Genomic DNA, 20,382 nt, shown 5'->3' on the forward strand with positions numbered 1-20,382 from the left:
TCTGGGAATATCACCTCTCAGGAGACGACAATGAAGAGATCACGCTTTACTGAAACCCAGATCGTATCGATCTTCAAAGAGGTCGATCTGAGCCTGAAAAGGCCGCTCGGAAGAATCTATTGGTCCAGGGTTGGGGACAGCCATCAACTAGCAGATCCGTTGGCGTTTTTTCCTGATCTGGATCAACGTACGTGACCTGAAACAAGGACAGACTCTGAAATAAGCATTCAAAAAGGAGGCTGCCATGAAAACCAATGTGGGTAATACAGACCGTCTTTTCCGGTTAGTGTTGGGTGTGGTTATCATTGCTCTGGGCGTTGTATTCCAGAGCTGGTGGGGGGCTATCGGCATTATCCCGCTGTTGACCGCTACCATGCGTTGGTGCCCGGCTTATTTACCGTTTGGCATTTCCACCTGCAAGACGCCCAAAGTCTAGGCGTGAGGAACGGATAAACAGGAATAGGGCACCTATCCGTTCAACCATTGTAGGCCTTGGTTCTCACTGACTGGGCGTGCAGCGGTTCGCCGTAGGCCGGTGTGTTATCACGTGGCGAAATCCGCCAGCGATGTTTAGCCTGGGCAACCGTTTCTCCCTGTTCATCAACGATATGGGCTTCTCCCTGAACCTTGTGGCTGCTTGAGCAATCTTGCTGATGCAGGATCGTTTCTGTACTCAACAGGCTGCGGCCTTCTTCTGGTATTCGATATCCATGCCGGTAACGCTCTAGCACCCATTATCCGATGTGCCCATCTTCGCATACAGGTACGGACAGCGGCCTTGAGGGATAGCCTTACCGCCAGCGCCCCAATCGCAGGGTTGTGAGGCTTGGCAACCGGTCCCGAATCGTAGATCGGGTAATTTCGCCACTATCAACTTAGGAGCCGAGCGATGAAGAGAGAAGTAATAATCGCGTTAGCGATAGCGACCACATTACCAATGCTTGCTAGCGCAAAGGAGGTTAGCGCTGGCGCACACGGCGCTGTAGCGGATAGCGTTATATCTAGACAAAGAGAAATGCTTGCAGAAAACACAAAGGGCAAAGGGTTTGGGCCACAATCTCCACGTGATATTGATGCGACAGCCGGGAATAATTCACGGGTATTTACTGCTGCTCCTGCACCTACAGAAATGAATCTCTGTAATATCCATTTCCATAAAAATGCTGAGCATAAAGGGGGTGAGTTTACTCAATATGCCGGTAATGGAGATGGCCACGGTTTCCACAGCGGTTACAAATATTCAGGTAAGTTGAGTGCTTCTGAGCTTAAACCCGTCGGTCATGATATCTGCCCTAGCATGCATGGGGGGTTAGCCGCTGGTGATACTATTGAAGTTCACTATGTGCTTTCAACGGCTCAAGCCGAACCAGGCCCAACGTTAGCTTCATGCCTAACGGATGCGATCAATAACCCTCAGCTGCGCGTGGAAGCACAGGTTTATGTTTTGGTTAATGATAAACAGGCTCTTGATTTCGAGAGACTAGCGCAATATAGAAGAAACAATGGTTTGTATCAGGCAACGAATATTCCAAGCAATACGGGCACACCTGTTCAGTATGCTGGTTCAACTACAGGCCCTGGTTACAATGAAAAAGGATCACCGTTTCAGGTTTCATGGAGTGTGCATCCACATGTTGCCAAAGTGAATATCGAGAGCGTTGGCAAATGGTGTAAAGGGAATGTTTTTAATGAAGATCATGCTCATGGAGTAAGAAACCTCATTACCAACCTGGATCTTCTTTCAAACATAACAACAGGCACTCTTTAATTGGCCGATGCTCGATGGTGCGGGTGGGCAGGAGTGAATATGCCCCCCCCCCCGATTAGCCGTTACCGTATGAATTTGAGGGTTGTAAGGCTACAAAGGGTCGGTGGTTCCTGTGTTGTAATGCCCAGGCAAGCTTTGCTTATTCACCTGCAATAGCAATCGGCAATACCCTCAAGGCGGGGTGCTAGAGGTAAAGCCTGCTCACAGCGTATGGGGCTGAAGTGCCGTTTAACTTATGAGCCGTTCTCTTCCACGCGACGAAAAGACGATGAGGAAGAGAAGTTGGTGGCGTTGAGGTTTTCCACAATTTTATGGAGTTTGTGGCGCTGGCGTAACGATACCAGTTGCTTGGTGTCCCACGAGGTCGGGCTTAGAGCAAATTGGTTGGCGTTGTAGGCTAGGTCGAAGCCACGCTCCGCACCAATCGGTTTGTTCTCTGGCCCATAGATGCCGATAAGGCGCAATTTGATATGGTTGAACTCCAGGTCTCCCTTAGGCATGTGCCCGTCCATTTCGATGCCTTCATCTCTGGCCAAACGCTGGACCAGTTCACTGAACGTGCCTATATGCGAAAAACCGCCGGGTTTGACGGGGCCTTGCCGGGTGTTTTCTGTCACATCCATTACACCGGATGATGACCCTGAGCGGTGAGTGCGCTTTTCTGGATCTTCGTCGCCTTGGTTATATTCCTGCTCGAAGTCTGTTACATCCATGGTGATGACGCCTTGTGAGGTGTGCAGTTCGGCGATGATGTATTGAATGAAAACGGATTCGGCGCTCATGTTGCTAATTAGGCAGAGCGCATTGATATCTTTGTTGCGCCCGCGATTAATAATTAAACGTGGGCTACGTTGCCGCCGGAATCCTAGATAAAGCAGCTGTGCATACACCAACCAAATAAGCACCGAGCTGAAGCTGGCGATAACCGATAGGCTTTTTTGATGTTCTGCAATCCAGCTAAGCATGCATTTATCCTCCAGGGGGCAGGTTAATAACGCTTTACCGTTTTGCGTTTTACGGTGATCAGAATTTCATACTGTACCGGAGGCAATGGTGGGAGTGCGAGAGGCAGGGTTTGCGGTGGGTCTAAGAATAACAATGGGTTTGTTAAATAAAGAAAAACCCCGGCGGGTAAGCCAGGGTTTTTTGTTTCCAGCCCTGCCCTTGTGAGGCGGGGCCGGAAATAGGGTGCCGGGCCTGAGCGCCGAAGTGTCTCCGGCGTCAGGTTTTGGGCATCAGGTGTTGGTTAAACCCGTTCAATAATGGTAGCGATACCCTGACCCAGGCCGATACACATGGTGGCAAGGCCGATTTGGCCGTCTTTCCATTCCATGACGTTCAGCAGGGTGCCGGTGATACGCGCACCGGAGCAACCCAGCGGGTGGCCCAGGGCGATAGCGCCGCCGTTCAGGTTCACTTTCTCTTCCATTTTGTCCAGCAGCTTCAGGTCCTTGGCCACCGGCAGGGACTGTGCAGCGAACGCTTCGTTCAGCTCTACATAGTCGATGTCGTCGATGGTTAGGCCAGCACGTGCCAGCGCTTTCTGGGTGGCCGGTACAGGGCCGTAACCCATGATGGCGGCGTCGCAACCGGCTACGGCCATGGAGCGGATTTTGGCACGGGGCTTCAGGCCCAGGGCTTGGGCACGCTCGGCGCTCATGACCAGCATGGCGGAGGCACCGTCAGACAGGGCAGATGACGTACCGGCAGTCACGGTACCGTTGGCCGGATCGAATACCGGACGCAGTTTCTGCATGTCTTCGATGCTGGCACCCGGGCGAATCACTTCGTCGATTTCGCACAGCACTTTGTGGCCGTTCTGATCGTGACCTTCGATGGGTACGATTTCGTTGTCCCAACGGCCTTGCTGGGTGGCTTCCCACGCCAGCTTGTGTGAACGAACGCCGAAGGCGTCTTGTTGTTCACGGGTGATGCCGTGCATCTTGCCCAGCATTTCCGCGGTCAGGCCCATCATGTTGGACGCCTTGGCGGTCACTTTGGACATTTCCGGGTTCAGGTCGATGCCGTGATCCATGGCCACGTGGCCCATGTGCTCTACACCACCGATAACAAAGACATCGCCGTTGCCGGTCATGATGCTTTGTGAGGCGCTGTGCAGTGCCTGCATGGAAGAACCACACAGACGGTTCACGGTTTGTGCAGCGCTGGTGCGCGGCAGGCCGGCCAGCATGGAGATGTTACGGGCGATGTTCATGCCCTGTTCTTTGGTCTGGTTTACACAGCCCCAAATCACGTCTTCAGTGAGCTGGATGTCCCAGTTCGGGTTACGGGCCATCAGCGCCTGGATCAGCTGAGCTGACAGCTTTTCGGCACGCACGTGACGGAACTGGCCATTACGGCTCTTGCCCATGGGGGTACGGACCGCATCGACGATAACAACGTCTTTTGGATTCAAACTCATTTCATTACTCCTGCTTGTCCGTGGCTTAGGCGAAGAAAGACTCGCCCTTGGCGGCCATGTCTTTGAGCATCTGCGGTGCTTCGTAGATGCCACCCAGGTGCGCGTACTTGTCACACAGCGCGACGAATTCTTTAACGCCAACACTGTCGATGTAACGCAGCGGACCGCCACGGAAGGGAGGGAAGCCGATGCCGTAGATCATGGCCATGTCGGCCTCGGCAGCGGAACCTACGATGTTGTCTTCCAGGCAGCGAACGGTTTCGGTGCACATGGGGATCATCATGCGGGCGATGATTTCTTCCGCATCGAATTCCTTGCTGTCAGCCACGTGCGGCTTGATCAGTTCGTAGGTGGACTCGTCGACAACCTTTTTGGTTTTGCCTTTCTTGTCCAGCTCGTACTTGTAGAAACCGACGCCGTTTTTCTGGCCGTAACGATCGTTTTCGAACATCACAGTGGACGCATCTTTGAAGTCGTACTGCATGCGCTCGGGGTAGCCTTCAGCCATTACCTCAGCCGCGTGAACACCGGTGTCGATGCCAACCACGTCCATCAGGTACGCCGGGCCCATAGGCCAGCCGAACTTCTGCATCACTTTGTCGACCGCCTGGAAGTCGGCACCGTCGCGCATCAGCATGCCGAAGCCGCCGAAGTAGGGGAACAGTACACGGTTAACCAGGAAGCCGGGGCAGTCGTTAACCACGATGGGGGTTTTGCCCATTTTCTGAGCGTAGGCCACCAGGGTGCCAACGGTTTCGTCGGAGGTCTTTTCGCCACGGATCACTTCCACCAGCGGCATCATGTGTACCGGGTTGAAGAAGTGCATGCCGGCGAAGTCTTGCGGACGCTTCAGAGCTTCAGCCAGTTTGGTGATGGAAATGGTGGAGGTGTTGGAGGCCAGCACGGTGCCCTCGGTTACCTTATCTTCCACTTCCGCCAATACGGACTGCTTGACCTTCTGGTTCTCAACTACCGCCTCAACCACCACGTTCACGTTGGCGAAGTCGCCGTAGTTCAGGGTCGGACGGATAGAGGACAAAACCTGCGCCATTTTGGCGGGCTTCATTTTCTTGCGATCAACACGCTTGGTCAGCAGTTTGCTGGCTTCGCTCATGCCCAGGTCCAGCGCTTTGTCGGCGATGTCCTTCATGATGATCGGCGTGCCTTTAGAGGCAGACTGGAAGGCGATACCGCCGCCCATGATGCCCGCGCCCAGTACGGCGGCCTGATTGATCTCTTTGGAGGCTTTAGCGGTTTTGCCGTTGACCTTTTTCACTTGCTGGTCTGCCAGGAACAGCCCAACCATGCAGGTGGCTTGCGGAGACTTGGCCACTTTGGCGAAGCCTTTGGCTTCCACTTCCTGTGCTTCTTTGCGGTTCATGCCAGCATGCTTTTGCATGGCGTTTACGGCGGCTACCGGGGCCGGGTAGTTCTTGCCTGCCTGGCCCATCACCATGGCGGTGCAAGTCTGGAAGGCCATCATGTTTTCCATGGGTGGCAGTTTCAGCGGCTCCAGTTTCTCGGCACGCTTGGCGCGGAAATCGATTTTGCCGGCCAGGCACTGCTTGACCAGATCGATGGCCGCGTTCTGCAGTTCGTCGTGGGCAACGACCGCGTCGGCTACACCTACGCTCAGCGCTTTGTCCGCTTTGTGCTGACCGCCAGCGGCGATCCACTCAACGGCATTATCTACACCAATGACGCGGGGCAGGCGCACGGTGCCGCCGAAGCCCGGGTACAAGCCCAGTTTTACTTCCGGCAGACCGACCTGAGCTTTTTCGCTCAGTACGCGGAAATCTGCGGCCAGACACAGTTCTAAGCCACCACCCAAGGCGATGCCATTAACGGCCGCCACTTTGGGAATGTCGAGATCTTCAAGGGCGTTGAAGACTTCGTTAGATTTCAGACACCAGCTGGCGATTTCATCTTCCGGCAGTTTGAACATGTCGGTGAATTCGGTGATGTCGGCGCCAACAATGAAAACCCCTTTGCCGGAAGTCACGATTAGGCCTTTGATGTCGCTGTTCGTTTTAACAGCTTCCACAGCCTTACCGAGGTCTTCCACGGTTTCCTGATTGAACTTGTTAACGGACTCGCCCTGAAGGTCAAACTTCAGTTCGGCGATGCCGTCGTCAAGCAGTTGTACGCTTACGGCGTTGCCTTGATAGATCATAGCTTCTGCTCTCCAGTCCCAAAGTACGCGGTTTAAATGACCGCTTTGGTGTGCCCCAGGCCCCGAAATTCGGGGTGGGCGCGTCGTTTATATGGCATTCATGTGAGTGTTTGCTTACATAAGCGACGAAACTCGTAGGCCCGCAAGTATAGGGAAGCGGGATGACTTTTTTAGCCCTAATTTGTGACTATTTAGTCGTGATAGCCATTGGGAGGTGCTGTATGGCGAAAATTTGATCATTTACTCCATGTGTTCGTGCTGTTCGGGCGGTGCCGTGGCAGACTGCAGGGCGGGTGCCGCCTCTGCCCATTGGGGCATTTATAGTACAGGTATTTAGTACAGGCATTGGTGCCCACAAATCATCGCTCGCTCCACGCCTCACCGTGCAGCTGATGGCTGGGGGCACCCTGCGAGTATGACGAATATCCAATCTGGCCAGAAATCCGCTACTAACGAGCACGTTCATGCCGATCGACACACCTCGCTTGCCCAAGATCACCCGTCGCCCGCAGTACACGCCAGATTGGCCTGATGTGCCGCCCATGCTGGCGCGGATTTTGGCCGGGCGGGGGGTCACCGATCCGGCGTTGCTGGATCTGGGACTCAAACGCCTGCCACATCCTGAACGCTTCACAGGGTTGCGTGGGGCTGTGGCGTTGCTTTTACAAGGGCGAACTGAGCAGTGGCGCATTTGTATTGTCGGTGACTACGACGCGGATGGCGCCACCGCTACCACCTTGATGGTGCGTGGCCTGGAGCGGCTGGGCTATGCGCGCCCGGATTTTCTAGTGCCGGACCGGTTTGAGTATGGCTATGGCCTGTCGCCGGCTATTGTTGATCTGGCCAAAGAGCTGTACGACCCGGACCTGATTATCACCGTGGATAACGGTATCGCCAGTGTGGATGGCGTCGCGGCCGCACGGGCCCAAGGCATGCGGGTGCTGATTACCGATCACCACTTGCCCGGCGAAACGCTGCCGGAGGCGGACGCATTGGTGAACCCGCGCCTGCCCGGTTGCGAAGATTTTCCTGCCACCAATTTGGCCGGGGTCGGGGTAGCGTTTTATTTATTAATGGATTTGCAGCGGGCACTGCGCGAGCAGGGCGTTGCCGCCAGCGCGCCAATAACCGACCTGTTGGATCTGGTGGCACTGGGTACGGTGGCGGATGTGGTGGTGTTGGATGACGCCAACCGGGTATTGGTGGAGCAGGGCTTACGGCGGATTCGCGCCGGTAAAGGCTGCCCAGGAATTCGCGCCTTGTTACAGGTGGCCGGGCGTGATCCTAACCGCGTGTTGGCGGCGGACATGGGTTTTGCGGTCGGCCCACGGTTGAATGCTGCGGGGCGGCTCACCGACATGACTCAAGGCATCGCCTGTCTGTTGGCACAAACCGATGCCGAGGCCACCGAGATGGCCCAGGAGTTGGACACCATCAACCGTGAGCGTCGCTCCATTGAGCATGGTATGCGTGATGCGGCCATGGAAGAGGTGGCCCGTCTGGATGCGGATAACCTGCCCGCAGGCCTGTGCCTGTATGGCAAGGAGTGGCACGAAGGGGTGGTGGGCATTCTTGCCTCGCGGGTGAAAGAAGCCATTCACCGGCCGGTGATTGCTTTTGCCCCGGCGCAGCAACGTGGGCAACTCAAGGGTTCGGGTCGTTCGATTCCCGGTTTGCACCTGCGCGATGCGTTGGATGCGGTGGCCACGGCTAACCCGGGTTTGCTGAGTAAGTTTGGTGGCCACGCCATGGCGGCGGGGTTGTCGCTGGAGCTGGAGAAGCTGGAAGACTTCAAAGCCGCGTTTGAAAAAGCGGTGGGGGAGCTGCTGTCGCCGAAAGCGCTGGAGCGCATTGTAGAAACCGATGGCGAGCTGGACGATCACGAGCTGTCGTTGACCAATGCAGAACTACTCAGCCACCGCTTTCCTTGGGGCCAAGGCTTCCCTGCGCCCAGTTTCGATGGCGAATTCGAAGTGCTCAAGCACCGCATTGTTGGCGAGCGCCACCTAAAATTGACCCTGGGCCTGCCAGGGATCAGTGGGGTGATTGATGCTATTCATTTCAATGTGGCCGTGGAAGCGTTGCCCAGCCGCATTAGCAAGGTGCGTGGGGTTTACCGGTTGGAGGTCAATGAGTTCCGGGGGCAGCGTAATCCTCAGTTGCTGTTCGAGCATTTGATCCCGCTTTGATCGTCCCGATGGGGTGGGAATGTCGAATTACGGCTACGCCTAAGCTGACCTACTAAAACCAGACTCCCCCGTGGTTTTTAGGTTGAATTAGCCTGAAAGGCGTAATCCAACATTGGGCCCACAAATCGAAACCGCATCATGCTGCGACCCCCTCAGGGCTTCCCCTGTCGTCTCCCGGCTAAATTGTCGACAATGGCTGTCGGGGCGCGTGGTTTTTGCTAGGATTGCCCATTGCGCTCAATACTGGGTGCCCTTATTTCTTTGGTGTGCGGCCCAAAAGGCCGTGCTACAACGACTTTGTGGCGTGGCTATCGCTACCGCTGTGGTGTGTCCTTAACGGAGGGGCTCAAATGAAAACGATTCACAAGCATCGACTTAATATCAACACTGACGTGCAGGACATCCGTCTGCCGCAAGAAGGAAAGGTACTGCGGGTGGATTACGTTCCGCAGGAAGCCGTGATTTTCATGTGGGTGGAAGTGGACGCGGATACGGTGATAGACACGCCGAAAGAAGTTCGTCGCTTCAAGGTATTCAACACCGGTTCTGGCATTCCGAAAAACGCCAGCTACATTGGCACGACCATCGATAATATGAAACCGGCGGCGTACCACGTTTACGAGCTGAAAGATTGATCGGTATTGCCGCAGCACAAGCACTGAATAACGTCGCGACTGGTGCAATAAAAGGCTGACTAAAAAGCCTGTTCATCACCGCGCGCGCAGAGTACACAGAGAAGTACACAAAGAGAGCCTCCTTTTCGTAGGCGATTACTGTGTACTTTGTGGTAAATCTGTCTTCGTTGGGGGTTGCGTTATCCAGCCTTAGCGCGTGGCCAGGGGGGAGGTTGCTCGCCCCTCGTCAGTGCCCCCGCAAACCGTTAAACTTCGCCGTTTGCCGAGCACCAATCCGGCTTGGCACCTATTTCTGCAATTTCAGAGAGACGTAATGGAAGTCAATCCGCTGCGAACCCACCTTTCCGACCTCGCCGAGCGTGTCGAAGCGCTCAGGGGGTATCTTTGACTACGTTCAAAAGAGTGAACGCCTGACTGAAGTCGAGCGCGAGCTCGAAAGCCCCGATGTCTGGAATGATCCGCCCTATGCTCAGGCATTGGGTAAGGAGCGCTCTCAGTTGGAGGGGGTGGTGAAAACCATCGACGACGCTAGCCAGGGCTTGGAGGACACCTCCGCCTTGTTGGACCTGGTGGTGGAAGAGGGCGACGAAGATACTCTCTCAGAAGTGGAAAGCGATCTGCGAGATCTGGAAAAGATGGTGGCGGATCTGGAATTTCGTCGCATGTTCTCCGGGCAGATGGACCCCTGCAGTGCCTACTTGGATATTCAATCTGGTTCCGGTGGCACCGAGGCCCAAGATTGGGCAGAGATGATGTTACGCATGTACCTGCGTTGGGGCGAAGCCCACGGTTTTAAAACAGAGCTGGTGGAAGCTTCCGCCGGTGATGTGGCGGGTATCAAATCTGCCACAGTGCGCTTTGAAGGTGATTATGCTTACGGCTGGTTGCGCACTGAAACCGGCGTGCATCGGCTAGTGCGCAAAAGCCCTTTCGATTCCGGTGGCCGCCGCCATACCTCATTCAGTTCCGTGTTTGTGTCTCCTGAGGTAGATGACGACATCGATATTGAAATCGATTTGGGCAATATGCGGGTGGATACTTACCGGGCGTCCGGCGCGGGTGGTCAGCACGTTAACCGGACCGATTCTGCGGTGCGCCTGACCTATCTCTTTAAGGATGATGGGGGCACTGAGCATACCGTAGTCACCCAGTGCCAGAGCGAGCGAAGCCAGCACCAGAACAAAGACAAGGCCATGAAGATGATGCAGGCTAAGGTCTATGAGCTGGAAATGCAGCGGCGTAATGCCGAGAAGCAAGCCTTGGAAAACAGCAAGGCTGACATCGGTTGGGGCAGCCAAATTCGCTCTTATGTTCTCGATGATGCGCGCATTAAGGATTTGCGCACAGGGGTGGAAAACCGTAATACCCAGGCGGTACTGGATGGTGCCCTGGATCCCTTTATTGAAGCGTCCCTAAAAGCGGGATTGTGATTGATACGCTGGGTGCCTGACGCTTGCCGCTTGACGCTAACTCCAAAGCGTCAGGCGTTAAGCGTGCGGCGCCTGGCGCTTTACCGGAAGCACTGAGTTATGAGCCAAGACAACACCACACAGAATGTCGACGCCTCGCAGCAGGCCGCTGCTGAAAACCGTCTGATTGCAGAACGTCGTGCCAAGTTGGCCGAGTTACGCGAAGGCGGTAACCCGTTTCCCAATCATTTTCGTAGGGATTCCCTTGCCGCCGATTTGCAGGCGCAGTATGGCGAATTCACCAAGGAAGAGCTGGAAGAGAAAAATATTCAGGTGGCGGTAGCCGGCCGTATGATGCTGGATCGCAAAGCCTTTAAGGTGCTACAGGACATGTCCGGGCGCATTCAGATTTTCGCGCCCAAGGACGAAACCCGCGATGTGCGTAAAGAAACCAAGAGCTGGGATCTGGGCGACATCATTGGGGTGCGTGGCACGCTGTGCAAATCCGGTAAGGGCGACCTGTATGTGATGATGGATGAGTATTTTTTGCTCACCAAATCCCTGCGCCCGCTGCCCGAAAAGCATAAGGGGCTCACTGATACCGAAGCCAGGTACCGCCAGCGTTATGTGGACTTGATCGTTAACGAGGACACTCGAAAGACGTTCCAGATCCGCGCCAAAATTGTGGCCGGGATTCGCAACTTTCTGGTACAAAAAGATTTCGTGGAAGCGGAAACACCCATGCTGCAGGTGATTCCAGGCGGCGCGACTGCACGTCCGTTTATTACTCACCACAATAGCTTAGACATGGACATGTACTTGCGCATTGCGCCGGAACTGTACTTGAAGCGGTTGGTGGTCGGCGGTTTCGAAAAAGTGTTCGAGATTAACCGTAACTTCCGCAATGAAGGGCTCTCGACCCGGCATAACCCGGAATTCACCATGCTGGAATTTTACCAAGCGTTTGGTGATTACCACGACCTGATGAACCTGACCGAAGAAATGCTGCGCACCTTGGCCGAGACGGTGTTGGGCAGCACGGATGTGGCTTACCAGGGCGATGTGTTTGATTTTGGCAAACCTTTTACCCGCATGACGGTGTTCGATTCCATTTTGCATTTTAATCCTGATATTGATGCCGCCAAATTGGCAGATATTGAGGGCGCTCGAGAGATCGCCACCGGCTTGGGTATTCCGCTTAAAGACGGTTACGGCTTGGGTAAGGTGCAGATCGAGATTTTTGAGAAGACGGTGGAACACCGCCTGAAAGATCCCACCTTTATTACCGAGTATCCCACCGAGGTTTCGCCGCTGGCGCGCCGCATGGACGATAACCCCTTTGTGACAGAGCGGTTTGAATTTTTTGTGGGTGGTCGTGAAATTGCCAACGGCTTCTCCGAGTTGAATGATGCGGAAGACCAAGCCGAGCGTTTCCGTCAGCAGGTGGAAGAAAAAGCCGCAGGTGACGACGAAGCCATGTTCTACGATGAAGATTATGTGGTCGCGCTTGAGCATGGCCTGCCACCGACCGCTGGTGAGGGCATCGGCATCGATCGTCTGGTAATGTTGTTTACCGATGCACCGTCCATTCGTGACGTTATTCTGTTTCCGCATATGCGGCCCCAGGGCCGGTAAGAACGGTATTTTCGGGCGTCATTTTCGCCCGTTGTGTTGCAGGAGCGTCGCAGGGAGAGTGATACAATTTAGGGTGTGATAAAACAGGCTGGCTGTATCCATGACAACTGAAATTCAGTACCAGGGAAGGAAAACCCGCCGAACGGGTAGCGAGCAGCGTCGACAGGCTATTCTTGAGGCCTCGTTGAATATTATTGTGCGCGATGGTATCCGGGCGGTTCGCCACCGTTCGGTTGCCCGTGAAGCGGGCGTTCCGCTTTCTGCGACAACCTATTACTTTAAAGATCTCTCTGATTTGATCGCTGACACCTTCGCATTGTTCGCAGAACGAGCAATAAAGGAGGTGGTTGAACCCTTTAAAGAGCAGGCGTTCGGGTTGATGTCGCAGTTTTCCCGCGACAGCCTGAAAAACCCGCAAGAACGGGGGCGGTTGGTGCAGCTGCTTGCTCAGATGATGGGCGCTTTCATCGTTGATGAGTTGCAAAATCGTCGTGATCATATTGTGGCTGAGCAGGCGTTTATTCAGGAAGCCGTTCTTGATCCGCGGCTGCGGGAAATGGCTGATATGTATTTGGCCCAGCATGTGGAAACCTTGGCCATGGCGTGTGAGCTGTTTGGTTGTAAACACCCCAAGCTGGATGGGGAGTTAATCTTCTCTACCTTCCTGACCATTGAGCAGCGTTTGTTGGTGCACCCGGAAAAAGTCTCCCAGGCGTTTGCGGAGAAACGGATGCACAACTTGATGGAGAAAGTGATCCCCCATGGTTAATGCCTATGCCGTGAACACCCCTGACAGCAAAGTTGTGCCGTTGGAGCCGGGCTGGAAACAGCACCTTGAGGGGGAGTTTCAACGGGACTATATGGCGCAGTTACGCCATTTTTTAGCGCAACAGAAGCGTGAAGGAAAAACGGTTTTCCCGCCGGGGCCAGATATTTTTAACGCCTTCAACTTGACGCCCTTTGACTGTGTGAAAGTGGTCATCCTGGGACAGGACCCTTACCACGGCCCCAACCAAGCCCATGGTCTGTGTTTTTCCGTTCAGCATGGCGTAAAGACTCCGCCATCACTGATGAATATCTACAAGGAAATTCACCGAGACCTGGGTTTTGATATTCCTACCCATGGCAACTTGACCTATTGGGCAGAGCAGGGTGTTTTGCTGCTTAACGCGGTGCTCACCGTGGAAGCGGGCCAGGCTGGCTCTCACCAGAAGCAAGGGTGGGAAACGTTTACCGATCAGGCCATTGAGCACTTAAACCGCGAACGTGAGGGGTTAGTGTTTTTATTGTGGGGCAGTCATGCTCAGAAAAAAGGCCGCCTGATCGACCGCGAAAAACACTGTGTGCTAAGCGCTCCACATCCGTCTCCACTGTCGGCTTACCGAGGTTTTCTCGGCTGTGGTCACTTTTCCCGTGCCAATCAATATTTGCTCCAGCACGGTGAAACCGCTATTGATTGGTCCGTGCCAGAATAAAGGCAAGCCGCCCACTACAAGGCGAATTGGGATCTGCGGCCACAGAACAACTAACGGCGTTGTACCCACGAGTAAGCTGCTTTGTTGGCCGCGGCTCACATCACCAATCTTCCCGTAGCGACCTTTCGGTGTGAACATCGCTTGCCTCACTACCTGCTAGCTTGCAGCGCGGAGTAAGGCATTCATAATCTGCATGGCCTTTTGCCCGTTTCCAGCTTGGAGCTTGCCGCCCACCGCGGTACCATCTTTGCCGAATTGAGACCAAGGAGTTGTTGTGTCTGACTGCGTGTTGTTTTCCGAAATCGAAACCCGTTGCGGCCGTGTTATTGCCCGCGCGACGTTGAATGCCCCCAAATCCCTGAATGCGCTGAGCTTGGAAATGATCACGCTGTTGAGCGAGAAGCTGGATGCTTGGGAGCAGCGTTCCGATATTGTGGCGATCTGGCTGGATGGGGCTGGCGACAAGGCGCTCTGTGCGGGTGGTGATATCGTGCAGATGCATAAATCCATGGTGAAACATGCCGGTGAAGGCCGAAACCCGGTTACCGAAGAGTATTTCGCAGCGGAATATGTGTTGGATTATCGTCTGCATACGAGTGCGATTCCGGTGATCGTCTTTGGTGATGGCATTGTTATGGGCGGTGGCATGGGGCTGCTGCAGAGTGCGGATTTCCGTTTGGTAACGCCACGCTCGCGCATGGCCATGCCGGAAATTACCATCGGCCTGTTCCCCGATGTGGGTGGCAGCTGGTTCCTGAATCGTTTGCCTGGAAGGGTGGGCTTGTTCCTTGGCCTTACTGGGGTTCACATCAACGGTCGTGAAGCTGTGGAAATTGGCATGGCTGATCGCATGGTAGAGGCGGATGCGGACAGCCTGCTGGACGCGCTGGCCGAGCAGAATTATGCGGATACCGAAGCGGAAAATCGCGCGGTGATCTATCGCTTGTTCAAACAGCAGGCGGTGGACATGAGTGATCTGCCGCACCCGTTGATTGACCATATGCCATTAATTAACCGTTTGTGCGATGGCGAGGACATTACCGTTGTCACTGAGCAGCTGCTGAGCGTGAAAGAACGTGACCGTTGGCTGGACAAGGCACTGGGTAACCTTGAGCGAGGTTGCCCGCAAACGGCTCATCTGGTGTGGGAGCAACTGGATCGTTCCACTTATTACGACCTGGCAGAGGTGTTTAGGATGGAGTGGTGCTTGGCGGTGCAATGTTCACTACACGGTGATTTTCGCGAAGGGGTGCGAGCTTTGTTAATCGACAAGGACGGCAAACCCAGCTTCCGGCATCGTGATGTGGCGTCGGTGCCAAAAGAGTACATCGAGGGTTTCTTCCGCTGCCCGGCGCCAAAGCACCCACTGGCGGATTTGGGTAAGGCTTGAGTAGGGGCTAGAAAGACACATAAAAAAGGCGCTTCGGCGCCTTTTTTATGTGGAAAGACTTGGGGCTAATTCGGCCTACGGGCGCGTGTGGGCTCCGTGGGGCTTAATCTTTCCAGGGCAAGGTATAGGGTAGAGTGCCGAGCTGGCTGTTGAGCGGCTCGGCGTCTTTGAACAATACACCATCGGTGTTGCGGCGCAGTACCACGAGGGCACTGTGCCCGGCAGGGGTGCGGGCACTGCTGACCACTTCACCGGCGGCTTTGCCGTTGCTGTCGCGTAGCGTTTCACCGGGTGTCAGGTCCATATCGGCGGTGTAATCGACCCGTTGCATGCGTTGCTTGAGCTTGCCCTTGAAGTGCATGCGTGCAACTACTTCCTGGCCTGTGTAGCAGCCTTTCTTAAAGTTCACCCCGGCGGTGACGTCGTAGTTAAGAACCTGAGGCAGGAATAGATCTTCTGCGCCCGGGTAGACCATGCCTTCGCCGGCGTCGATGTCGGCCAGCCGCCAGCCGTTGCCGTTGAGGGCTGTGCGTTCCTGAGCCTGTGCCGCCCATACGGCTTCCGCTTGCTCTGTGTGGGTAATCAGCAGTGCGTGATCGGTGTTGGGGTAGCGTAGCCACAGGCCTTGATCGTTGCGGGTGCTTTGCCCAGGTTCGGGAAGGGCGCCGGGCAATGCGCCTGAAAGCCCCAGAATTACGGCCTGGTTGTCCACTTGAAATTCCACTTTGGCGCGCAGGCGGTATTTCATTAATGATTTGATTACCGCTTCGCTTTGCCCGGCTGGGCAGAGCATCAGGTAGTCGTTACCGTCGCGAACAATGCGTACGCTGACCAGGCCACGGCCTTTCAGGCTCAGATGCATGCCGGTGAGGTGCCCTCCGTTATCCACTTCGCGCAGGTCGCAGGACAGCTGACCTTGCAGGTAATGGCCGGCTTCCTCGCCATGAGCGCGGATAATAGCCAAGTGATCGCAGTGGCTTAATGTGGGGGCGTTATCCGTGGGGGCGTGATCTGCCAGGGGTTGGGCGGCAATAAACTCGGACCAGCTCATGGGGCTCCTGTTATCCTAACGTGTAACGTGGCGTGGGACTCCGGGGGAGTCGAGAAATCATCAGGCATGATAGATAATGCGCGCACAGCCTGAAAGCTGTATGGGTTAATTGTCGAAAGACGCCGGAGTGTTTGATCAGGGTAGTGCTGAATGAGTAATGAAGACCTGAAGCGGAAATATCGTTGGCAGTGCCGTCGGGGTGCGTCAGAAGTGGAGGTGGTGCTGTATGGCTATCTGGATAATCACTTTGATGCGGAGCCGGTGGAGCGCCAAGTACAGTTTGCCACCTTGCTTGCCTGTGAAGATGCGGACATGTTCGAGTGGTTCACCTACCGCAGTGAGCCTGCAGATCCGCAGTTAAATGAGTATGTGAGCCATGTCCTCGGGTTGGTCTCCGCGAAGAAAGGTTAAGCTGGCCGCTTCGCGCTATCCTGCGCGTTTACGGTGGTTGGCGGCATTGCTGGCAGCGGCGGCCATAGTCTTGTCGCAATTACCGGCTTGGGCCATGCTGGTGTTGCTTGGTGTGCTGCCTATTTTAGTGAGGAGCTGGCGTTTGCCTCAGCCGGAGGCGCTAGAGCTGGATGCGCAAGGGGTGACGATCATCGGCCGGCATAAGCAAGTCATGGAGCGCCCCCTGCGTGTTATTCGCCATGGCCCTTGGTTGGCAATGCAAACGCCGAAGGGGTGGCTGCATGTGTTTGCTGACCAAGCGCCCGTTGCCGAGTTACAGCCTTTTTATCAGTGGTTTTGGGTTAAGCGTCAGCGGGGCTAGCGCACGCTACAACATTGGAAGGGAAAGCCGGGATGTTCCCCGGCTTTTTTTCAACGTTGAACGTTCAATTGAATCGCTCGTGCAGGACGGTCATCGTGTGGCTCCGTCCTTACCCGTAACCCGGCTTGATTCTATGCCAGTCAAAACGTCCCCGGTGTTAGGATCGTATTTCCGGTTTCTTCATTCGTTGCTGGGAAATCGCGCATGTAATGCAAGCCGCGGCTCTCTTTGCGTTGCATGGCAGAGCGAATAATCAGTTCGGCGATGACCACCAGATTACGTAGCTCCAGTAGGTCGTTGCTGATGTGGTAGTTGCTGTAATACTCGGCGATTTCGCTCTTTAGTAGCTCGGCGCGGTGCAGGGCTCTCTCCAACCGTTTTTCCGTTCTCACGATGCCCACGTAGTCCCACATGAAGCGACGCAGCTCGTCCCAGTTGTGGCTGATCACCACGTCTTCATCCGAGTCGGTAACCTGCGATTCATCCCATTCGTTGTCGTCTCTTGGCGTGGGAATTTTATCCAGGTGGGCGCGAATATGGTCGGCGGTGGCTTTGCCGTACACAAAGCACTCCAGCAATGAATTGCTAGCCATGCGGTTGGCTCCGTGTAAACCGGTAAAACTGGTTTCGCCAATGGCATAGAGGCCAGGCACATCGGTTTGTCCATGCTTGTTAATCATCACGCCGCCGCAGGTGTAATGAGCCGCAGGGACCACCGGAATGGGGTCGCGGGTGATATCCAGCCCCAGCTGCAGGCATTTGGCGTATACGGTGGGGAAGTGCTCGATAATGAAGTCTGCGGGTTTGTGGCTGATATCAAGGTAGAGACAATCCGCGCCCAGCCGTTTCATTTCATGGTCAATGGCGCGGGCAACCACATCCCGGGGGGCTAACTCGCCGCGCTCATCAAAGCGCTTCATGAAGCGTTCGCCATTGGGGAGTAGCAGGTGCCCGCCTTCGCCGCGGATGGCCTCGGTGACGAGGAAGCTTTTTGCCTTGGGGTGATAGAGGCAGGTGGGGTGGAACTGCATGAATTCCATATTCGCGACCCGACAGCCGGCTCGCCAGGCCATGGCAATGCCATCGCCGGTGGCCACATCCGGGTTGGATGTGTAGAGGTACACTTTGGAGGCCCCGCCGGTGGCCAGTACCACGGAGCGGGCGAGAATAACGTCGGTTTCGCCGGTTTGAATGTTGTGTACGTAGGCGCCACAGCAACGTTTTTCTTTGCCTTGCGGTCCGTCGTGTTCCTGTACGATCAGGTCCACCGCCACCCGGTGCTCAAAGCGGATCACGTTTTCTTTTTTGCAGACTTGTTCGATCAGTGTGCCGGAGATGGCTTTGCCGGTGGCATCGGCGGCGTGAATGATGCGCCGATGGCTATGCCCGCCTTCACGGGTTAAGTGGTAGGGCAATTTACTGCCATCACCGCTATCGAAACGGGTGAAGTCCACGCCTAGATCAATCAACCAGCGAATGGCGTCGGGGCCATTTTCCACGGTAAAGCGTACCGCATCATCCTGGCATAGCCCGGCGCCAGCCACATGGGTATCGGCCACATGACTTTCCAGTGAGTCTTCTTGGTCTAGCACCGCGGCCACTCCGCCCTGGGCGTAGTAGGTGCTAGCGCTGGTGAGCTCTCCTTTGGAGAGCAGGGCAACCTGACACTCATCAGGCAGGCGAAGTGCGGCCGTAAGGCCTGCGGCGCCGGAGCCGATAATGAGTACATCGTGTCGATAGGTAGCCATGGAGCATCCTTTATTCGTTAGCAGCTGGTCGATTTCGCAGGCTTAGGGGTCTCAGGCGGCCAGTATAGCGGCGATTGCTCCCCCTGCTAATGACGTTTTTATCAGCGGATCCCCCATTTGGGTGATGTGCAGCCTATGGCCTGTGGCTATATTGCGATGCGATTTCTATCGTAATTTGGGTGAGAGTGTTCGTCTGATGGACAACAGGTGAAGGGGAATGCCTGTGGCGGATTAAGACGGCCGACTAATACTGTCTGGGGAAGACAATGAAAAAAATATCGATGCATCTGGCCGGGGGGCTGGTGCTGGTCGCGGGTTTGAGTGGCTGCATGTCTGCGAATTATTATACTGAACAGGGTACGCCGATTACGCAGCAAACGATCGATCACTTTAACACTAACCCGAATGACCCGATTATCCCCTACAGTAAAGGCAAGACCTCTTACGATGCTTACCCATGGGCCAGCGACAAATTTCAGGAATCACTGAACGCAAAGCCAAAAAGTAGTGCGAATGATGAATTGGCTCAGGTTGCAGATTATTGGTTGCATGATGGCGGGATGCTGCCGCTGGATATTACGGTAACGCGCCAGCCTCCCGAAAATAGTGTTGGCACAATTGCTACGGTCGTCTTTAGCACGTTGGGTTGTACGTTCAGCCTTTGTTTGATTCCTATGGTGGCGCCTCAGCAGTTCGAGACGACCATTGAAATGCGCTCAGAAGGTGAGTTGGTTTACAGTGCTAACGCCCACTATCGCGGCACGGTTTTCATGAGCTGGTTTCCACTAGGTAAATTACGCGGCACACAAAAACTTACTGATGCAGCTTGGTATGCTTCAGCTTTTTCCCATGAAGAAAAGCTGGTGCGTAATATTGCTGTCGAAGAGTCTCTTTACCAGTCGCTCAAAAAAACAAAAGATGTAGATACGCTTGCCGCTGCCCTTGATAACCCGTCGCTTAAATTTTACCGGCCGCTGGTTTCTGCGCGCTTGGCAGCGGTGTTGGCTGGCCAGAGCCGTAGTCAGCGCCTCAAGCATTATGCTGCGATCGTTGAGAAACACCCTGACTTTACGGGTGACATTCACGGTAATGAGCGCCTGTTTTTTATGGGGCCGGCGGATTTACGCGTAATGGATGTGCTTAAGGAGACCTATCGCAAGCGCTCAGCTCCGGCTATGGCCGCCAGCATTAAAGCCGCGGGCAAGCCTTATGCTGTCTTCACTCCGGAGGAGTCGAGTTGGTTGGTTAAGGAAGGGCTGCCGGTGGACGTGGTCGCGGCGATGATCAGCGCGAGTGAACCGAAATCAGCACCTGAGACTGTGCCTGTGGGCTTGTTAGCAGGTGCCGCCCCGGGTGATCAGGCGGCGGGGCTTCCAGTGGCGAGTAACGCACTTGAAGCCACTGCTGCTGAATGCTCTAAGGCATATGCCGCTAAGAAAGTCTGTGAAAATATGCCCGGTGATCCTTTCGGCTTGTTGACGCGAGGGTGCATGGCCCAGGTCAAGAAGAAATTCGGCGGCTCTGGCTGTTCTATTTTCTAATACTAGAGCGTTCTGGTGGCGCTCACTGGGGCCTGGCTGGGCTGTGTGAGCGTGCCTGTTTTCCCGGCATTTTGCCCTGAGTGTGTCCAATATGCAGTTTCACAGGAACCATCTGTGGGTTCCTGTGTCCGATTCTGTCCTATAACCGGTTGTCTTGTCGCCCCTGCGTCACCC

General features: G+C 54.9%; 18 protein-coding genes. 12 read left to right on the forward strand and 6 right to left on the reverse strand.

Features of this window, described 5'->3' with window-relative positions:
• Positions 1–244: 244 nt before the first annotated feature.
• Entirely contained in the window at positions 245–436 is a 192-nt protein-coding gene (locus Y017_RS12400; RefSeq protein ID WP_011588937.1) for a DUF2892 domain-containing protein, read from the forward strand.
• 40 nt (positions 437–476) lie between these two features.
• Here the strand turns inward: Y017_RS12400 and Y017_RS12405 are convergent, their stop codons facing one another.
• On the reverse strand, positions 477–731 hold the full coding sequence (locus tag Y017_RS12405; protein ID WP_035461136.1) for a hypothetical protein: 255 nt from the start codon (positions 729–731) through the stop codon (positions 477–479).
• 158 nt (positions 732–889) lie between these two features.
• Here Y017_RS12405 and Y017_RS12410 point away from each other — a divergent pair, with 158 nt between their 5' ends.
• Positions 890–1,768, forward strand: coding sequence for a delta-class carbonic anhydrase (locus Y017_RS12410; protein ID WP_035461138.1), 879 nt, complete (start codon positions 890–892; stop codon positions 1,766–1,768).
• A gap of 233 nt (positions 1,769–2,001) precedes the next feature.
• Here Y017_RS12410 and Y017_RS12415 read toward each other — a convergent pair whose 3' ends face one another.
• From Y017_RS12415 to fadB, 3 genes are all read right to left on the reverse strand, one after another.
• Positions 2,002–2,733 carry a hypothetical protein gene (locus Y017_RS12415; protein ID WP_035461140.1) on the reverse strand — a complete coding sequence of 244 codons (732 nt, stop codon included), beginning with the start codon at positions 2,731–2,733 and terminating at the stop codon, positions 2,002–2,004.
• A gap of 281 nt (positions 2,734–3,014) precedes the next feature.
• Complete coding sequence (gene fadA / locus Y017_RS12420; RefSeq protein WP_011588934.1) at positions 3,015–4,190, reverse strand: acetyl-CoA C-acyltransferase FadA; 1,176 nt, start codon at positions 4,188–4,190, stop codon at positions 3,015–3,017.
• Between the two features lie 25 nt (positions 4,191–4,215).
• Complete coding sequence (fadB, locus tag Y017_RS12425; protein ID WP_035461142.1) at positions 4,216–6,363, reverse strand: fatty acid oxidation complex subunit alpha FadB; 2,148 nt, start codon at positions 6,361–6,363, stop codon at positions 4,216–4,218.
• 464 nt (positions 6,364–6,827) lie between these two features.
• On the opposite strand from fadB, the gene recJ reads away from it, so the two are divergent.
• The 7 genes from recJ to Y017_RS12460 all read left to right on the forward strand — a co-directional run bounded on the left by recJ (position 6,828) and on the right by Y017_RS12460 (position 15,096).
• Entirely contained in the window at positions 6,828–8,552 is a 1,725-nt protein-coding gene (gene recJ / locus Y017_RS12430; RefSeq protein WP_035461144.1) for a single-stranded-DNA-specific exonuclease RecJ, read from the forward strand.
• A gap of 350 nt (positions 8,553–8,902) precedes the next feature.
• Complete coding sequence (locus Y017_RS12435; RefSeq protein WP_011588931.1) at positions 8,903–9,187, forward strand: hypothetical protein; 285 nt, start codon at positions 8,903–8,905, stop codon at positions 9,185–9,187.
• 313 nt (positions 9,188–9,500) lie between these two features.
• A protein-coding gene (prfB, locus tag Y017_RS12440) for a peptide chain release factor 2 (RefSeq protein WP_101235026.1) occupies positions 9,501–10,617 on the forward strand; the annotation gives its coding sequence in 2 pieces (ribosomal slippage) (positions 9,501–9,572 and positions 9,574–10,617; 1,116 coding nt in all).
• A 99-nt stretch (positions 10,618–10,716) separates the two neighbouring features.
• Entirely contained in the window at positions 10,717–12,231 is a 1,515-nt protein-coding gene (lysS, locus tag Y017_RS12445; RefSeq protein WP_011588929.1) for a lysine--tRNA ligase, read from the forward strand.
• 100 nt (positions 12,232–12,331) lie between these two features.
• A complete protein-coding gene (locus tag Y017_RS12450; RefSeq protein WP_011588928.1) occupies positions 12,332–13,000 on the forward strand; it encodes a TetR/AcrR family transcriptional regulator in 669 nt (222 codons plus the stop codon).
• A complete protein-coding gene (ung, locus tag Y017_RS12455) occupies positions 12,993–13,706 on the forward strand; it encodes a uracil-DNA glycosylase (protein WP_011588927.1) in 714 nt (237 codons plus the stop codon). Before Y017_RS12450 ends, ung begins: the two co-directional genes overlap by 8 nt.
• 274 nt (positions 13,707–13,980) lie before the next feature.
• A complete protein-coding gene (locus Y017_RS12460; protein ID WP_011588926.1) occupies positions 13,981–15,096 on the forward strand; it encodes an enoyl-CoA hydratase/isomerase family protein in 1,116 nt (371 codons plus the stop codon).
• Between the two features lie 103 nt (positions 15,097–15,199).
• Here Y017_RS12460 and Y017_RS12465 read toward each other — a convergent pair whose 3' ends face one another.
• Positions 15,200–16,147 (reverse strand): folate-binding protein YgfZ, encoded by a 948-nt coding sequence (locus tag Y017_RS12465; protein ID WP_035461145.1) that lies wholly within the window; start codon positions 16,145–16,147, stop codon positions 15,200–15,202.
• A gap of 150 nt (positions 16,148–16,297) precedes the next feature.
• On the opposite strand from Y017_RS12465, the gene Y017_RS12470 reads away from it, so the two are divergent.
• Positions 16,298–16,558 carry a succinate dehydrogenase assembly factor 2 gene (locus Y017_RS12470; protein WP_035461147.1) on the forward strand — a complete coding sequence of 87 codons (261 nt, stop codon included), beginning with the start codon at positions 16,298–16,300 and terminating at the stop codon, positions 16,556–16,558.
• Positions 16,524–16,919 (forward strand): hypothetical protein, encoded by a 396-nt coding sequence (locus Y017_RS12475; RefSeq protein WP_231483500.1) that lies wholly within the window; start codon positions 16,524–16,526, stop codon positions 16,917–16,919. The genes Y017_RS12470 and Y017_RS12475 overlap by 35 nt, the downstream gene beginning before the upstream one ends.
• A gap of 140 nt (positions 16,920–17,059) precedes the next feature.
• On the opposite strand, the gene nadB is transcribed toward Y017_RS12475, so the two are convergent.
• A complete protein-coding gene (gene nadB, locus Y017_RS12480) occupies positions 17,060–18,667 on the reverse strand; it encodes an L-aspartate oxidase (protein ID WP_035461151.1) in 1,608 nt (535 codons plus the stop codon).
• Positions 18,668–18,933: 266 nt separating this feature from the next.
• Here nadB and Y017_RS12485 point away from each other — a divergent pair, with 266 nt between their 5' ends.
• Entirely contained in the window at positions 18,934–20,208 is a 1,275-nt protein-coding gene (locus Y017_RS12485) for a hypothetical protein (RefSeq protein ID WP_035461153.1), read from the forward strand.
• Positions 20,209–20,382 lie beyond the last annotated feature (174 nt).

Source organism: Alcanivorax sp. 97CO-5, from assembly GCF_000524665.1.
GTDB classification, from domain to species: domain Bacteria; phylum Pseudomonadota; class Gammaproteobacteria; order Pseudomonadales; family Alcanivoracaceae; genus Alcanivorax; species Alcanivorax borkumensis.

Coding starts and splice junctions, on each gene's coding strand:
- Y017_RS12400 (WP_011588937.1), top strand. CDS start 245: ATGAAAACCAATGTGGGTAATACAGACCGTCTTTTCCGGTTAGTGTTG.
- Y017_RS12450 (WP_011588928.1), top strand. CDS start 12,332: ATGACAACTGAAATTCAGTACCAGGGAAGGAAAACCCGCCGAACGGGT.
- fadB (WP_035461142.1), bottom strand. CDS start 6,363: ATGATCTATCAAGGCAACGCCGTAAGCGTACAACTGCTTGACGACGGC.
- Y017_RS12485 (WP_035461153.1), top strand. CDS start 18,934: ATGAAAAAAATATCGATGCATCTGGCCGGGGGGCTGGTGCTGGTCGCG.
- nadB (WP_035461151.1), bottom strand. CDS start 18,667: ATGGCTACCTATCGACACGATGTACTCATTATCGGCTCCGGCGCCGCA.
- fadA (WP_011588934.1), bottom strand. CDS start 4,190: ATGAGTTTGAATCCAAAAGACGTTGTTATCGTCGATGCGGTCCGTACC.
- Y017_RS12415 (WP_035461140.1), bottom strand. CDS start 2,733: ATGCTTAGCTGGATTGCAGAACATCAAAAAAGCCTATCGGTTATCGCC.
- Y017_RS12465 (WP_035461145.1), bottom strand. CDS start 16,147: ATGAGCTGGTCCGAGTTTATTGCCGCCCAACCCCTGGCAGATCACGCC.
- Y017_RS12475 (WP_231483500.1), top strand. CDS start 16,524: ATGTCCTCGGGTTGGTCTCCGCGAAGAAAGGTTAAGCTGGCCGCTTCG.
- recJ (WP_035461144.1), top strand. CDS start 6,828: ATGCCGATCGACACACCTCGCTTGCCCAAGATCACCCGTCGCCCGCAG.
- Y017_RS12470 (WP_035461147.1), top strand. CDS start 16,298: ATGAGTAATGAAGACCTGAAGCGGAAATATCGTTGGCAGTGCCGTCGG.
- Y017_RS12435 (WP_011588931.1), top strand. CDS start 8,903: ATGAAAACGATTCACAAGCATCGACTTAATATCAACACTGACGTGCAG.
- Y017_RS12410 (WP_035461138.1), top strand. CDS start 890: ATGAAGAGAGAAGTAATAATCGCGTTAGCGATAGCGACCACATTACCA.
- lysS (WP_011588929.1), top strand. CDS start 10,717: ATGAGCCAAGACAACACCACACAGAATGTCGACGCCTCGCAGCAGGCC.
- ung (WP_011588927.1), top strand. CDS start 12,993: ATGGTTAATGCCTATGCCGTGAACACCCCTGACAGCAAAGTTGTGCCG.